Source organism: Pantoea deleyi, from assembly GCF_022647325.1.
Classification (GTDB): Bacteria; Pseudomonadota; Gammaproteobacteria; order Enterobacterales; family Enterobacteriaceae; genus Pantoea; species Pantoea deleyi.
Genome location: NZ_CP071405.1, coordinates 928,908 through 944,170 on the forward strand (window position 1 = coordinate 928,908; position 15,263 = coordinate 944,170).

Annotated in this window: 16 protein-coding genes and 1 other annotated feature; of the genes, 10 read left to right on the forward strand and 6 right to left on the reverse strand. The window is 55.3% G+C overall.

Annotation, left to right across the window (positions count from 1 at the left end; genetic code table 11):
• Positions 1 to 12: 12 nt before the first annotated feature.
• On the reverse strand, positions 13 to 813 hold the full coding sequence (locus J1C59_RS04485; protein WP_111141448.1) for a cytochrome C assembly family protein: 801 nt from the start codon (positions 811 to 813) through the stop codon (positions 13 to 15).
• A gap of 164 nt (positions 814 to 977) precedes the next feature.
• On the opposite strand from J1C59_RS04485, the gene ffh reads away from it, so the two are divergent.
• From ffh to rplS, 5 genes are all read left to right on the forward strand, one after another.
• The gene (ffh, locus tag J1C59_RS04490) at positions 978 to 2,339 is read left to right on the forward strand and encodes a signal recognition particle protein (RefSeq protein ID WP_128085949.1); all 1,362 of its coding nucleotides are present in this window, start codon (positions 978 to 980) and stop codon (positions 2,337 to 2,339) included.
• A gap of 141 nt (positions 2,340 to 2,480) precedes the next feature.
• Entirely contained in the window at positions 2,481 to 2,729 is a 249-nt protein-coding gene (gene rpsP / locus J1C59_RS04495; RefSeq protein WP_111141450.1) for a 30S ribosomal protein S16, read from the forward strand.
• An 18-nt stretch (positions 2,730 to 2,747) separates the two neighbouring features.
• Positions 2,748 to 3,296, forward strand: coding sequence for a ribosome maturation factor RimM (gene rimM / locus J1C59_RS04500; protein WP_111141451.1), 549 nt, complete (start codon positions 2,748 to 2,750; stop codon positions 3,294 to 3,296).
• 35 nt (positions 3,297 to 3,331) lie between these two features.
• Positions 3,332 to 4,096 carry a tRNA (guanosine(37)-N1)-methyltransferase TrmD gene (trmD, locus tag J1C59_RS04505; RefSeq protein WP_128085956.1) on the forward strand — a complete coding sequence of 255 codons (765 nt, stop codon included), beginning with the start codon at positions 3,332 to 3,334 and terminating at the stop codon, positions 4,094 to 4,096.
• A gap of 42 nt (positions 4,097 to 4,138) precedes the next feature.
• Entirely contained in the window at positions 4,139 to 4,486 is a 348-nt protein-coding gene (gene rplS / locus J1C59_RS04510; protein WP_003849035.1) for a 50S ribosomal protein L19, read from the forward strand.
• Between the two features lie 96 nt (positions 4,487 to 4,582).
• Here rplS and J1C59_RS04515 read toward each other — a convergent pair whose 3' ends face one another.
• Positions 4,583 to 5,119, reverse strand: a complete 537-nt coding sequence (locus J1C59_RS04515) for a GNAT family N-acetyltransferase (RefSeq protein WP_128085948.1) — start codon at positions 5,117 to 5,119, stop codon at positions 4,583 to 4,585.
• Positions 5,120 to 5,407: 288 nt separating this feature from the next.
• Between J1C59_RS04515 and J1C59_RS04520 the strand changes: the two genes are divergently transcribed.
• Together J1C59_RS04520 and tyrA are read left to right on the forward strand one after the other, a co-directional pair.
• On the forward strand, positions 5,408 to 6,487 hold the full coding sequence (locus J1C59_RS04520) for a 3-deoxy-7-phosphoheptulonate synthase (protein ID WP_128085947.1): 1,080 nt from the start codon (positions 5,408 to 5,410) through the stop codon (positions 6,485 to 6,487).
• Between the two features lie 5 nt (positions 6,488 to 6,492).
• Positions 6,493 to 7,614 (forward strand): bifunctional chorismate mutase/prephenate dehydrogenase, encoded by a 1,122-nt coding sequence (gene tyrA, locus J1C59_RS04525; protein WP_128085946.1) that lies wholly within the window; start codon positions 6,493 to 6,495, stop codon positions 7,612 to 7,614.
• Between the two features lie 36 nt (positions 7,615 to 7,650).
• Here tyrA and pheA read toward each other — a convergent pair whose 3' ends face one another.
• From pheA to bamD, 4 genes are all read right to left on the reverse strand, one after another.
• Positions 7,651 to 8,814: a bifunctional chorismate mutase/prephenate dehydratase gene (gene pheA, locus J1C59_RS04530; protein WP_128085945.1), complete on the reverse strand. Its 1,164-nt coding sequence runs from the start codon at positions 8,812 to 8,814 to the stop codon at positions 7,651 to 7,653.
• Positions 8,815 to 8,836: 22 nt separating this feature from the next.
• Positions 8,837 to 8,961 (reverse strand) — a sequence feature (Phe leader region).
• Positions 8,913 to 8,960 carry a pheA operon leader peptide PheL gene (gene pheL / locus J1C59_RS04535; RefSeq protein WP_187507180.1) on the reverse strand — a complete coding sequence of 16 codons (48 nt, stop codon included), beginning with the start codon at positions 8,958 to 8,960 and terminating at the stop codon, positions 8,913 to 8,915. Its footprint overlaps the feature before it by 48 nt.
• A gap of 88 nt (positions 8,962 to 9,049) precedes the next feature.
• Entirely contained in the window at positions 9,050 to 9,385 is a 336-nt protein-coding gene (gene raiA / locus J1C59_RS04540) for a ribosome-associated translation inhibitor RaiA (protein ID WP_111141458.1), read from the reverse strand.
• A 281-nt stretch (positions 9,386 to 9,666) separates the two neighbouring features.
• On the reverse strand, positions 9,667 to 10,398 hold the full coding sequence (gene bamD / locus J1C59_RS04545) for an outer membrane protein assembly factor BamD (protein ID WP_128085944.1): 732 nt from the start codon (positions 10,396 to 10,398) through the stop codon (positions 9,667 to 9,669).
• Positions 10,399 to 10,527: 129 nt separating this feature from the next.
• Between bamD and rluD the strand changes: the two genes are divergently transcribed.
• The 3 genes from rluD to clpB all read left to right on the forward strand — a co-directional run bounded on the left by rluD (position 10,528) and on the right by clpB (position 14,932).
• Positions 10,528 to 11,505, forward strand: coding sequence for a 23S rRNA pseudouridine(1911/1915/1917) synthase RluD (gene rluD / locus J1C59_RS04550; RefSeq protein WP_111141460.1), 978 nt, complete (start codon positions 10,528 to 10,530; stop codon positions 11,503 to 11,505).
• Positions 11,505 to 12,233 carry a purine nucleoside phosphorylase YfiH gene (gene yfiH / locus J1C59_RS04555; RefSeq protein WP_140917280.1) on the forward strand — a complete coding sequence of 243 codons (729 nt, stop codon included), beginning with the start codon at positions 11,505 to 11,507 and terminating at the stop codon, positions 12,231 to 12,233. The genes rluD and yfiH overlap by 1 nt, the downstream gene beginning before the upstream one ends.
• A gap of 113 nt (positions 12,234 to 12,346) precedes the next feature.
• The gene (gene clpB / locus J1C59_RS04560; RefSeq protein WP_208721877.1) at positions 12,347 to 14,932 is read left to right on the forward strand and encodes an ATP-dependent chaperone ClpB; all 2,586 of its coding nucleotides are present in this window, start codon (positions 12,347 to 12,349) and stop codon (positions 14,930 to 14,932) included.
• The last annotated feature ends 331 nt before the right edge of the window (positions 14,933 to 15,263 follow it).

A 15,263-nucleotide genomic window follows, 5' to 3' on the forward strand; every position in this document is an offset into this window, starting at 1 on the left:
AGAACTTCCTTTTTAACGAGAGACAGGGACAAGCAGATGCTGCAGGATGCGACTGCCGAAGTAGGCCATGGTTAACAGCACCGCACCGCTGCAGTTAAACCAGACGACGCGGCGACCGCGCCACCCTTCATGATAGTGCCCCCACAGCAAAACGATATAAACAAACCACGCAATGATCGAGAGGACGGCTTTATCGACGTTTTCAGCGCTGAAGAGATCCTGCATATAGAACAGGCCGGTACAGAGCACCAGCGTCAGCAGCACAACGCCCACCTGGGTGATGTGAAACATCTTACGTTCGATGGTCAGCAGCGGCGGCATATCCTGCGTAAAGGCCAGGCGCTTGTTTTTCAGCTGGTAGTCGATCCACGCCAGCTGCAGCGCATAAAGCGCGGCGATAATCAGCGTCGCATAGGCGAACAGCGACAGACCAATGTGGATCATCATGCCCGGCGTGGTTTCCAGATGCGTGATGAACGCATTGGGAACAAAGGTGGCGAAAGCGAGGTTGATCAGCGCGAAGCTGTAGACGATCGGCAGCAGCAGCCAGCCACGGTTGCGTGACGCCACGATGGTCATGATGGCGCAGATCAGCAGGCTGACCAGCGAGCCAATATTGAGCAGGCTTAAGTTCTGTCCGCTATCAATGGCGAAGATGCGTTGCTGCAGGGCAACCGCATGGGTGATCAGCGCCACACAGGCAGAGATCATCGCCATTCGCCGCCAGCCGCCATGACGCTTCAGCAGGCTGGGAATGATCAGGGCAAGGCTTAAGGAGTAGGCGAACAGCGCCACTATCGCGAAAACGAACATAGATCCTTTCAGGTTCAGTCAGATAAGGAAAAAGGCAGTATAGCGCCAGCCGGAGCAGGCTCCAAACGATCTGAGGGGCAATTGCAGAGATCGCCGGGGCTTCGTGTTATAATCCGCCGCATTCTGCCGATCAGGCGCCTCGCGATCTTTTTAAGTGAGAGACCATGTTTGATAATTTAACCGATCGTTTGTCGCAAACCCTGCGAAACATCAGTGGCCGCGGAAGGCTGACTGAAGAGAACATTAAAGACACCCTGCGCGAAGTGCGCATGGCGCTGCTTGAAGCCGACGTTGCGCTGCCGGTGGTGCGTGACTTCATCAACCGTGTGAAAGAGAGCGCGGTCGGCCATGATGTGAACAAAAGCCTGACGCCGGGTCAGGAGTTTATCAAAATCGTTCGTAACGAGCTGGTTGCGGCGATGGGTGCGGAAAACAACGCGCTGGACCTGGCCGCTCAGCCGCCTGCGGTCGTGCTGATGGCGGGCCTTCAGGGTGCCGGTAAAACCACCAGCGTCGGTAAGCTGGGTAAATTCCTGCGCGAAAAGCATAAAAAGAAAGTGTTGGTGGTCTCTGCCGACGTCTATCGCCCGGCGGCGATCAAACAGCTGGAAACCCTGGCTCAGCAGGTCGGCGTGGACTTCTGCCCCTCCGATCTCAGCCAGAAGCCGGTCGACATCGTTAACAATGCGCTGCGCGAAGCGCGTCTGAAGTTCTACGACGTTCTGCTGGTGGATACCGCCGGTCGTCTGCACGTCGACGAAGCGATGATGGAAGAGATCAAGCAGGTGCATGCCGCGGTTAAGCCGGTGGAAACCCTGTTTGTGGTCGATGCCATGACCGGTCAGGATGCGGCAAACACCGCAAAAGCCTTTAACGAAGCGCTGCCGCTGACCGGGGTTATCCTGACCAAAGTCGACGGTGATGCCCGCGGTGGTGCGGCGCTGTCGATTCGTCACATCACCGGCAAGCCGATTAAATTTATGGGTGTCGGTGAAAAGACCGATGCGCTTGAGCCGTTCTATCCGGACCGTATCGCGTCACGCATCCTCGGCATGGGCGACGTTCTCTCCCTGATCGAAGATATCGAAAGCAAGGTCGACCGCGATCAGGCTGAGAAGCTGGCGAAGAAGCTCAAGACCGGTGACGGGTTTGATCTCAATGACTTCCTTGAGCAGCTGAAGCAGATGCGCAACATGGGCGGCATGGCCAGCCTGATGGGGAAACTGCCCGGTATGGGACAGCTGCCTGACAATGTGAAGTCGCAGATGGATGACAAAGTGCTGGTGCGCATGGAGGCGATCATCAACTCGATGACCCGCAAAGAGCGCGAGAAGCCGGAAATCATCAAAGGCTCGCGCAAGCGTCGCATCGCAAACGGCTCAGGCATGCAGGTGCAGGACGTTAACCGCTTATTGAAGCAGTTCGACGACATGCAGCGCATGATGAAGAAAATGAAGAAGGGCGGCATGGCGAAAATGATGCGCGGCATGAAAGGTATGATGCCGCCAGGTTTCCCTGGTCGTTAAGTGTTCCACAAAAAAGCCTGGAAGGACGCGGTTTAGGTTGCTTTTTGCGCCAAAATGAGTAAAATTTTCGGGCTTTTTATATAGCACCCGGACCCCGTTCCTCGATGGGGGCCGGGTGTTTTATTAACTGAAGAGGATGTTATGGTAACAATTCGTTTGGCACGTCACGGCGCGAAAAAGCGTCCGTTCTATCAGGTCGTCGTCACTGACAGCCGCAATGCACGCAACGGTCGTTTCATCGAGCGCGTTGGTTTCTTCAACCCGATCGCATCTGGTCAGGCTGAAGCACTGCGTCTTGATATGGATCGTATCGAGCACTGGGTTGGCCAGGGCGCAACGCTTTCTGATCGCGTTAACGCGCTGGTCAAAGAAGCAAAGAAAGCAGCTTAATCTGTCACGGTGGTGAGCATGAGCAGACAACTTGCCGCACAGCCTCCTGTTAACCCAATCGTATTGGGTAAGATGGGAGCCGCCTACGGTATTCGCGGCTGGCTCAAAGTGTTTTCCTCCACTGAAGACGCTGAAAGCATCTTCGACTACCAACCCTGGTTCATCCAGCGCGCCGGTAAATGGCAGCAGGTCGAACTGGAAAGTTGGAAGCACCACAATCAGGACCTGATCATCAAAGTCAAAGGCATTGACGATCGGGATGCGGCGGCTCAGTTAACCAATTGCGAAATTCAGGTTGACTCGACGCAGTTGCCATCGCTGGAAGAGGGCGATTACTACTGGAAAGACCTTATGGGCTGCCAGGTGGTTAACCTCGAAGGCTACGAGATGGGTAAAGTCATCGATATGATGGAAACCGGCTCGAACGACGTTCTCGTCGTTAAGGCAAACCTGAAAGATGCATTCGGTGTTCAGGAGCGGTTAATTCCGTTTCTTGATGAACAGGTTATCAGGAAAGTCGATCTCTCTACTGGCGTCATTGAGGTAGATTGGGATCCTGGTTTTTGATCTCCGAATCGAACGGTAACGTAACGGCGAATACAATGTGGATTGGTGTTATTAGCCTGTTTCCAGAAATGTTTCGCGCTATTACCGATTACGGGGTAACTGGCCGGGCTGTAAAAAACGGTCTGCTCAGCATTCAGAGCTGGAGTCCGCGTGACTTCACGCACGACCGGCACCGTACCGTGGACGACCGTCCTTACGGTGGCGGACCGGGAATGCTGATGATGGTACAACCCTTACGGGATGCCATCTCCGCAGCGAAAGCAGCGGCAGGTGAAGGTGCCAGGGTGATTTATCTTTCACCTCAGGGTCGCAAACTGGACCAACAGGGCGTTTGCGAACTGGCGGCACGCAACAAGTTAATTCTTGTCTGCGGTCGTTATGAAGGGATTGATGAGCGCGTAATCCAGACCGAAATTGACGAAGAATGGTCAATCGGTGATTACGTTCTCAGCGGCGGGGAACTGCCAGCCATGACGATGATTGACTCAGTCGCCCGGTTTATTCCCGGCGTACTTGGCAAACAGGCGTCAGCCGATGAGGATTCGTTCTCGGACGGCTTGCTGGATTGTCCGCACTATACCCGACCTGAAGTGTTAGAGGGCATGGAGGTTCCGGCAGTGTTACTGTCAGGCAACCATGCCGATATTCGCCGCTGGCGTCTGAAGCAGTCGCTAGGCCGTACCTGGCTGAGAAGACCTGAACTTCTGGAAAACCTGGCTCTGACTGAAGAGCAAGCAAGGTTGCTGAATGAGTTCCAGCGTGAACATCAGCAGCAACAAAACGATGATGCGGAAGAGTAATCTTCCCCGACTATCAGTTTACCCAGGATATGAGATTTAATTATGAGCAACATTATCAAGCAAATTGAACAAGAGCAGATGAAACAGGACGTACCTTCCTTCCGCCCGGGTGATTCCGTGGAAGTGAAAGTATGGGTCGTTGAAGGTTCTAAAAAACGTCTGCAGGCATTCGAGGGCGTGGTTATCGCTATTCGTAACCGCGGTCTGCACTCTGCATTCACTGTTCGCAAAATTTCTAACGGCGAAGGCGTTGAGCGTGTATTCCAGACTCACTCGCCGGTTATTGACAGCATCGCTGTTAAACGTCGTGGCGCTGTGCGTAAAGCCAAACTGTACTACCTGCGTGAGCGTACTGGTAAGTCTGCTCGTATTAAAGAGCGTCTTAACTAAGGTATCGCTAACGCGACATCTAAAAGTTAATAGCAAACAAGGGGTTGGCGTGATGCCAGCCCCTTTTTTATGTGCTGATGTCAGCCGGACGCGCAGTTAACCGGCCTCCGGGCGCTGGAAATGATAAATCGCGGTATTCACCGGTCCCTCTTTTAACACGATCAGACCATAGCGACAGCCAATAAACTGGCCACCGCACTTCTCCGCCACACCCCGGCTGGGCAGATTCTCCTCTGCCGCCAGAATCTCGATCACCTGCGTTTCCGGACGCGAAAATCCCAGCGGCAGCAACGCCGTGACCGCACGGCTGGCGATCCCCTGACGCTGGGCGTCACTGCGCACCCAGTAGCCGATGGCGCTGGTGTCGCCCGGATGGCGGGCAAAGCGTATCCCCGCGCCGCCCAGCAGCCGGTCATGCTGATCGACAATCGCAAACTCTTCCGCTTCCTCTCGCAGGCGTTGCCAGTGGGTGAAGCGTATCCAGCTTTCCGCTTCATGAGGCTGATAGTCAGGATGCGCCCAGGCCATCCAGGGGATCAGACTGTCCAGCGAAGCGTTAACCGCAGCCGTAAATGCGGGGACATCGGCTAACAGGAAAGGACGCAGATGAAGATCCAGCGGAGAAGGGAGCATGTCATCGACCCGGTCAGTAAAGAATATCCTCATTCTGCCTGCAACGAACCGAAACACCAAAGGCTTAAGGTGTAAACTTAAATTTACTCTTGTAGGCGGGTGGGTTAGAGGGTGTTTATTTCTAAAGTAATGTTTTATATATATTAAATTGAAAATTGTCGGGCCGGATTGTAGCGATGGTAATAAATATGTACACCCCGTCTTGCGCACTGTATCTAATGTGATACAGTGTCTGCATTCCTCAACGAGGAGCCCACGACTGCCAATTCGAGCCAAAGGATCGCCATCATGCAAAAAGACGCGCTGAACAATGTGCATATCGCCGGTGAACAGGTCTTAATCACGCCTGAAGAGCTGAAAGCGAAATTCCCACTGACCGCCGAACAGCAGGATCAGATTGCGGCCTCGCGCCAGACAATCTCTGACATCATCGCTGGCCGCGATCCGCGTCTGCTGGTGGTATGCGGACCCTGCTCGATTCACGATACGGAAGTGGCACTGGAATATGCGCGTCGTCTGCAGAGCCTGTCCGGGCAGCTCAAAGATCAGCTCTACATCGTGATGCGCGTCTACTTTGAAAAACCGCGGACCACCGTCGGCTGGAAAGGGCTGATCAACGATCCTTACATGGATAACTCGTTCGATATGGAAGCGGGCCTGCACATTGCGCGCCAGTTGCTGGTCAGCCTGGTGGAAATGGGCCTGCCGCTGGCGACCGAAGCGCTGGATCCTAACAGCCCGCAATATCTCGGCGACCTGTTCAGCTGGTCCGCGATTGGTGCCCGTACCACAGAATCGCAGACACACCGTGAGATGGCGTCGGGCCTGTCGATGCCGGTAGGCTTTAAGAATGGCACCGATGGCAGTCTGGGCACCGCGATCAACGCGATGCGCGCCGCCGCAATGCCGCACCGCTTTGTCGGCATCAATCAGGCCGGTCAGGTCTGTCTGCTGCAGACCCAGGGCAATCCGGATGGTCACGTCATCCTGCGTGGCGGTAAAGCGCCCAACTACGGTCCGGAAGATGTCGCGCAGTGTGAAAAAGAGATGCTCAGGGCGGGACTGCGTCCGGCCTTAATGATAGATTGCAGCCACGGTAATTCGAACAAAGACTACAGCCGTCAGCCTGGCGTAGCGGAATCCGCTATTGCGCAGATAAAAGATGGGAACCGTTCAATCATTGGTCTGATGCTGGAAAGCCACATCAATGAAGGTAACCAGTCTTCTGAGCAGCCACGCAGCGAAATGAAGTATGGCGTTTCCGTCACCGATGCCTGCATCAACTGGGAAGTGACCGAAACGCTGCTGCGTGAAATGCATCAGGATCTGCAGGGAGTGCTGTCGGCGCGTCTGTCACAAGAGGTGTAAGAGCAATGGTGGCTGAACTGACCGCGTTACGCGATCAAATTGACAGTGTGGATAAAGCGCTGCTGGAACTGCTGGCTAAGCGGCTGGAGCTGGTGGCCGACGTCGGAGAGGTCAAAAGCCGCTACGGTCTGCCCATCTACGTGCCGGAGCGCGAAGCCTCCATGCTGGCTTCCCGCCGCAAAGAGGCAGAAGCGCTGGGTGTGCCACCGGATCTGATCGAGGATGTGCTGCGCCGCGTGATGCGCGAATCCTATACCAGCGAGAATGACAAAGGTTTTAAAACCCTGTGTCCGGAACTGCGTCCGGTGGTGATCGTCGGCGGCAAGGGGCAGATGGGCAGACTGTTTGAAAAAATGCTCGGGCTGTCAGGCTATACGGTCAAAACGCTGGATAAAGAGGACTGGGCGCAGGCCGATGCGCTGCTCAGTGATGCCGGCATGGTAATTATCAGCGTGCCGATCCATCTGACCGAGCAGGTCATCGCTCAGCTGCCGCCTCTGCCGGAAGACTGTATTCTGGTCGATCTGGCGTCGGTTAAGAACCCGCCTCTGCAGGCGATGCTGGCGGCGCATAGCGGCCCGGTGCTGGGTCTGCATCCGATGTTTGGTCCGGACAGCGGCAGCCTGGCTAAACAGGTGGTGGTCTGGTGTGATGGCCGGCAGCCGGAAGCGTATCAGTGGTTCCTGGAGCAGATTCAGGTCTGGGGCGCACGTCTGCATCGCATCAGCGCGGTGGAGCATGATCAGAACATGGCGTTTATTCAGGCGCTGCGTCACTTTGCCACTTTCGCTTACGGCCTGCATCTGGCGGAAGAGAACGTCAATCTGGATCAGCTGCTGGCGCTCTCCTCGCCAATCTACCGGCTGGAGCTGGCGATGGTCGGGCGGTTGTTCGCTCAGGATCCGCAGCTCTATGCAGACATCATCATGTCATCGGAGAGTAATCTGGCGCTGATAAAGCGTTACTATCAGCGGTTTGGCGAAGCGATTGCCTTGCTGGAGCAGGGCGACAAGCAGGCCTTTATTGCCAGCTTCAACCGGGTAGAGGAGTGGTTTGGCGATCACGCAAAACGCTTCCTGGTAGAAAGCCGGAGCCTGTTACGTTCGGCGAATGACAGCCGTCCATAACTGAAAAAGGCATCCCTGCGGATGCCTTTTCTCGTTTTATTCCCCCGGTTCCACCGGCACCACATTCTCGCTGGGGTAGCAGCCCAGCACCTTCAGAGAGCGGGTCATGGTTTTCAGTTCCTGAAGCGCCTGCTGCATCCGTTCCGATTGCAGATTACCCTGCACATCAATATAGAACATCTCTTCCCACGGGTTGCCATTAATCGGGCGCGACTCAAGCTTGCTCATAATCAGGTTATGCTGACGCAGCACCAGCAGCGCATCAACCAGCGCACCCGCCTGCTGGCCGGTCGCCATAATCAGGGTAGTTTTGGCCGGAACCTGATCGGAGACGTCGATCGCTTTACGCGCCAGCACGATAAAGCGGGTGTGGTTCTGCTGCTGATTAGCCAGATTGCGCTCCAGCACCTGCAGCTGATACAGCTCGCCACCGGCTTCACTGCCCAGCGCCGCAACGGCAGGGGAGTTGAGCGCCGCCACTTTCTCCATCGCCGCCGCCGTGCTCTCGGTGTATTCGATTTTCCAGTGCGGGAAGCGGTTAATGAACTGGCTGCACTGCTGGAAAGGCTGAGGATGGCTGTAGACGGTCTCGATCTGCTGTAAATCGGTAGGGCCGTTTACCAGCACGCAGTGGTCGATAGGCAGGGTCAGCTCGCCCACGATAGAGAGACTGGTCTGTTGCAGCAAATCATACACGTCGTTGATCGAACCGGAACTGGTGTTCTCAATCGGCATCACCGCATAGTCAGCGACGCCGCTTTCGACCTGTTTGATGATGTCATGAAACTTCAGGCAGCCCGACTCCACCATGCTGTCAAAATGGCGCGATGCGTAATTACGGGCAGCAAGATGGGAATAGGATCCTTTCGGGCCCAGAAAGGCGATACGGGCAGCATGCGCATGCGGATGGTTGAGGTTTTTCTGCAGCAGCGCCTGCTGAGTCAGGACGGAATCTTCAATCACCAGCTGAAAGAGGCGGGTGATGTAGTGGGCATCCAGTTTGTGCGCTTTTCCCAGCACGATCAGATTTTCCAGCAGCGCGCGTTCGCGCTCCACATCCCGAATCGGGCGATGCGTTGCCAGCTTCGCTTGTGCCACTTCCACGGCCAGCAGACGACGCTCGGCTAGCAGCGTCAGAAGTTTTTTATCCACTGCGCTGATTTTATCGCGTAGCGCCAGCAATGGATTGTCGGGATTCATAGGGCTCACCTGTATGCTATCCAATAAAAAAGCCTCCCGGTTGGGAGGCTTCGTTGTTCGTCTTCGCTTTCATTCTCACACGACGAATGGCCTCCCGTTCAGGGGAAGGTAAAAAAGAAAGCGAAGAAAAACAGATCAAGTTTCATCGTAATGTCCGAAGAGAGAGTGGACTGAGAGTAACCGTACTGCTCAAAAGCTGTCAATAAAAAACGCGCCCGGAGGCGCGTTAGCAAAATCAGGACTCTTCGCCTGCGGGTATGATGTCTTTTACGCTGGCACTGGCACGGCGCGCTTCAGACTTATGCTGAACTTTATTCAGCTGACGTTCGAGCTTCGCGATCAAATCGTTGATGGCGGTATACATATCATCGTGCTTGGCACTGGCTACCAGGGTCCCGTTTGGTGTGTTTATGGTGGCGTCGGCCACGAATTCTTTGGGCTCTTTGGACAGGACAATATGCGGATTAATCAGGTCGGTTTGCCATTTTTCCAGCTTGGCGAGACGGTCTTCAACATGGCTTCGGATTGCCGGGGTGATCTCCATTTGTTTACTGGTAATGTTCAGAATCATTATGCTTACCTCTCTGTCATTTCCGTCTTGGTCCTTTCAGCATAGCGCGAAAAAACGGTAAATGTGAGATTTTGGTCACGAAAAAATGTCACTTTTTGTCAGCAGAATCATTCTGCGAGAAAGGCAGAGAAACGGGCTGAAATGGCTTGAAGCGAAACGATTAACAGGGCATGCTTGATGAGTTGACCCGCAGCGATCAGATCCAAATCTGACTGTTCTGTGAGCAAAAAAAAGCAGCCATTGCAGGCTGCTTTTTTTGTGTCTGAAACCCGATCGGGTTATCAGCTGTTGTTGGCGGCGATAATTTTTGCCACTTTGTCAGCTTCGGCATTCAGCTGCAGATGACGGTAGGCATTTTCCATCAGCGGCAGAGCATCATGGGTGGCCTGGGTATCCGGATAATCGCGCATCATCCCTTCAACACGGTTAACAACCGCGACATAGGCCTCACGCTTAGTATAGAATTGCGCCACTGAGAACTCATATTTGGCCAGGCGATCTTTCAGGTAGACCAGACGTTTTTGCGCATCGGCCGCATACTGGCTGTTCGGGTAATTCCGCAGCAGCTGGGCGAAGTCGCGGAAAGCGTCACGGGCGTGCGTCGGATCACGGTCAGAACGGTCGATACCAAAGAAGCCCTGCAGCGCGGAGTCATCCAGCGCCATATCCGTCAGACCTTTCATATAGATGACATAGTCAATGTTCGGATGCGTAGGATTCAGACGCATAAAGCGGGCAATGGCAGCCTGCGCCAGGGGCAGATCGGCATTTTTATAGTACGCGTAGATTAAATCCAGCTGAACCTGCTGCGCATAAGGACCGAACGGATAACGATTATCCAGCGCTTCCAGTTGCTTAATCGCAGCTTTAAAGTTACCGTCCTGCAGCTTTTGCTGCGCTGTGGCATAGATTTCAGAAGGCGGGCTGTCCGGTACCGCGTCATTTGAGCCGGAACAACCAACAAGTGCCAGGCTCAGTGTGGCAGCAGCCACCAGATGTTTCATACGCGTCATGACGAAGTGATTATCCTCAAATGTTATGGCGGAAGCTGTCCGTATAGCTCCCGGTAATGACCAGGTACGATAGCACATTATATTAAACGGCATCGCCGTGAAAACCCAACGTTAACGAAGAAGCTGTATATGGCACAACAAGTTCAACTCACCGCAACGGTATCCGAATCACAACTCGGACAACGCTTAGATCAGACTTTGGCGGAATTGTTCCCTGATTATTCACGTTCTCGCATAAAAGAGTGGATCCTCGATCGTCGCGTGACGGTAAACGGTGTGATGGTAGAGACACCGAAAGAAAAAGTGTTGGGCGGCGAGCTGGTCGCGATTGACGCTGAGATCGAGGAGGAACAGCGCTGGGAACCGCAGAACCTGCCACTCGACATCGTTTACGAAGATGAAGACATCATCGTCATCAACAAACCGCGTGACTTCGTGGTGCACCCTGGCGCCGGTAATCCGGATGGCACGGTGTTAAACGCCTTACTGCATCACTATCCTGCGATTAGGGATGTGCCGCGCGCGGGCATCGTACACCGTCTGGATAAAGATACTACCGGGCTGATGGTGGTCGCGAAAACCGTTCCCGCTCAGACGCATCTGGTGGACTCGCTGCAGCGCCGCGAAATCACGCGTGAATATGAGGCGGTCGCGATTGGAACCATGACCGCAGGCGGCACGGTTGAGCAGCCGATTAGCCGTCACTCCACTAAACGCACCCATATGGCGGTTCATCCTATGGGCAAACCGGCGGTGACCCACTACCGCATCATGGAGCACTTCCGCGCGCATACCCGCCTGCGTCTGCGTCTGGAGACCGGCCGTACGCACCAGATCCGTGTGCACATGTCGCACATCAGCCATCCGCTGGTGGGCGATCCGCTGTACGGTGGCCGTCCGCGTCCGCCTAAAGGCGCGTCAGAAGCTTTTATCAGCGCGCTGCGAGGATTCGATCGTCAGGCGCTGCATGCCACCATGCTGCGTCTCTATCATCCTATCAGTGGGATTGAGATGGAGTTCCACGCCGCGCTTCCGCAGGATATGGTCGATCTGATTGCGGCCCTGAAAGCGGATACCGAAGAGTTTAAGGACCAGATGGATTGGTGATGAATTTGATCACACCCGAGTGGCCCGCGCCACGCCGTGTCCGGGCCTGCTCGACACGGCGGCAGGGAGGAGTGAGCGCCTCGCCCTGGCACGCACTGAATCTCGGCGGGCACGTCGGGGATGATCCCGACGCGGTGGCGCACAACCGACAGCGACTGGTAACGGAAGCGGGGTTGCCCGCCATGCCGCAGTGGCTGGATCAGGTTCACGGCACGGATGTCGTGCGTCTGTCGGCAGGGGGCAGTGCCCCACGGCGTGCGGATGCCTGTATCACCGACCAGCCCGGCACCGTCTGTGCCATTATGACTGCCGACTGCCTGCCGGTTCTGTTCTGTTCGCAGGATGGACGTGAAGTGGCGGCGGCGCATGCAGGCTGGCGTGGACTCTGCGCGGGCGTGCTGGAAAATACGCTGGCACAGTTTCGTTCGCCGCCCGGTCAGATTCATGCCTGGCTTGGACCGGCCATCGGGCCTGAAGCGTTTGAGGTCGGTGCCGAGGTGCGGCAGGCGTTTGTTGCGCAGGACGCGCGCGCCGGCGCGGCTTTTCGTCCGGCGGGCGATCGCTTTTATGCCGATATCTGGATGCTGGCCCGGCTGCGGTTACAGGCTGCGGGCGTAGAGTCCATCAGTGCCGACACCCGCTGTACCTATACGCAGCGCGACGATTTCTTCTCCTTCCGTCGCGATGGGATAACCGGACGTATGGCAACTTTAATCTGGCTGTTATAACCTTACGCCATAAGACGGTCCAGTTAGCGCATTTTTTACTCAAATCTCAGGTCATTAACCTTGAAAATTTGAGGGATGACCTCATCTAATCTCCAGTAGCATTTTGACCTGTAATGGGAGGAATTATGCGTCTGGATCGTCTTACCAACAAATTTCAGCTGGCTCTCGCCGACGCGCAGTCCCTGGCTCTGGGACACGACAATCAATTCATCGAACCTCTGCACCTGATGAGCGCGCTGCTCAGACAGGAGGGCGGATCCGTTTCACCTTTACTGACCTCGGCGGGGATTAACGTCGCGCCATTTGGCGCTCAGGTCGAGCAGGCTATCGATCGTCTGCCACAGGTTGAAGGCAGCGAAGGGGATGTGCAGCCCTCATCTGACCTCGTGCGGGTGCTGAACCTGTGCGACAAACTGGCGCAGAAGCGCAACGATAACTTTATTTCATCCGAATTATTTGTTCTGGCTGCCCTGGAATCACGCGGCTCACTGGCCGACCTGCTCAAAGCAGCGGGTGCCACGCGCGAAAAAATTACCAGTGCGATTGAGCAGATGCGGGGAGGGGACAACGTGAACGATCAGGGGGCTGAAGATCAGCGCCAGGCTTTAAAGAAATACACTATCGATCTCACCGAGCGGGCGGAGAAGGGCAAACTCGATCCGGTAATCGGCCGTGATGAAGAGATTCGCCGCACCATCCAGGTGCTGCAGCGCCGGACGAAAAACAACCCGGTGCTGATTGGTGAACCGGGTGTGGGTAAAACTGCGATTGTTGAAGGACTGGCGCAGCGCATCATTAACGGCGAAGTGCCTGAAGGGCTGAAAGGCCGTCGGGTACTGGCGCTGGATATGGGTGCGCTGGTGGCCGGGGCGAAATATCGCGGCGAATTCGAAGAGCGTCTGAAAGGCGTGCTGAGCGACCTGTCAAAACAGGAAGGCAACGTTATTCTGTTTATCGACGAGCTGCACACTATGGTGGGGGCCGGTAAAGCCGATGGCGCGATGGATGCGGGCAACATGCTTAAGCCGGCGCTGGCCAGGGGTGAACTCCACTGTGTCGGGGCGACCACGCTCGATGAGTACCGTCAGTACATTGAAAAAGATGCCGCGCTGGAGCGCCGTTTCCAGAAGGTCTTTGTGGCCGAGCCGAGCGTGGAAGATACCATCGCCATTTTGCGCGGCCTGAAAGAGCGTTATGAACTGCATCACCATGTGCAGATCACCGACCCGGCGATTGTCGCGGCGGCGACGCTTTCTCATCGTTACATCGCCGATCGTCAGCTGCCCGATAAAGCAATTGACCTGATCGACGAGGCCGCCTCCAGCATTCGTATGCAGATGGACTCGAAGCCCGAATCTCTGGATCGACTGGAGCGCCGCATCATTCAGCTGAAGCTGGAGCAGCAGGCGCTGAAGAAAGAGGCAGACGATGCCAGCATCAAGCGTCTCGAAATGCTGGAAACGGAGCTCAGCCAGAAAGAGCGTGAATATGCCGAGCTGGAAGATGAGTGGAAGACAGAGAAAGCTTCACTCTCCGGCACCCAGAACATCAAGGCTGAACTGGAGCAGGCGCGTCTGAATTTAGAGCAGGCCCGTCGCCAGGGCGATCTCGCTCAGATGTCGGAGCTGCAGTACGGCAAGATCCCGGCACTGGAAAAACAGTTAGCAGCCGCGACCCAGGCAGAAGGCAAAACCATGAAGTTACTGCGCAATCGCGTAACAGATGTGGAAATCGCCGATGTGCTGGCGCGCTGGACTGGTATTCCTGTGGCACGCATGATGGAAGGGGAGCGCGATAAGCTGCTGCGCATGGAGCAGGATCTGCATGGCCGGGTCATCGGACAGGATGAGGCGGTCGAGGCGGTTTCGAATGCCATTCGCCGCAGTCGCGCCGGTCTGTCCGATCCTAACCGGCCTATCGGTTCATTCCTGTTCCTGGGCCCAACCGGGGTAGGTAAAACCGAGCTGTGTAAATCGCTGGCGAACTTCCTGTTCGACAGTGACGATGCGATGGTGCGTATCGACATGTCCGAATTTATGGAAAAACACGCCGTGTCGCGGCTGGTGGGTGCTCCTCCGGGATATGTGGGATATGAAGAGGGTGGCTATCTGACCGAAGCGGTGCGTCGCCGTCCCTATTCCGTGATCCTGCTGGATGAGGTTGAGAAAGCGCATCCGGATGTCTTTAACATTCTGCTGCAGGTGCTGGATGACGGGCGTCTGACGGATGGGCAGGGACGGACGGTCGATTTCCGCAACAGCGTGGTGATAATGACCTCTAACCTGGGATCGGATCTCATTCAGGAACGGTTCGGCGACCTCGGTTACCCGGAAATGAAAGAGATCGTCATGGGCGTGGTTGGACAGCATTTCCGTCCGGAGTTCATTAACCGTATCGATGAAGTGGTGGTGTTCCATCCGCTGGCTGAGAAACATATTGCGTCTATCGCGCAGATTCAGCTGCAGCGGCTGTACAAACGTCTGGATGAACGCGGCTATCAGCTGCATATCTCGGATGAGGCGCTGCGACTGCTGGCCGAGAACGGTTATGATCCGGTCTATGGGGCGCGTCCGCTGAAACGGGCGATACAGCAGCAGATCGAGAACCCGCTGGCGCAGCAGATTCTGGCTGGCACGCTGGTCCCCGGCAAAACCATCGAAATGGATGTGGAAAACGACACTATTACTGCCCACCAGTAAGGGTGTGTGTTAAAAAACGGGCCGCAGGCCCGTTTTTTTTGGCGTTTTGTGGGCTTTTTGCTTACTTTTGCCTCGTATTGGGCGCAAAGTGAACGGTCGGTAAAAAAATTGTAGTTTGCACTTGCGCTATCTGAACCGTTCCCTATAATGCGCCTCCATCAACACGGCACACCGGCAACGGGAAACGGATTGAGAGGCACAGGAGACTGCGCCGCCGGAGAAAACTTCTGAAAAAAGAGGTTGACTCTGAAGGAGGAAAGCGTAATATACGCCACCTCGCGACAGGACGCTAACGCACTGTTCGCACTGCTCTTTAACAATTTATCAGACA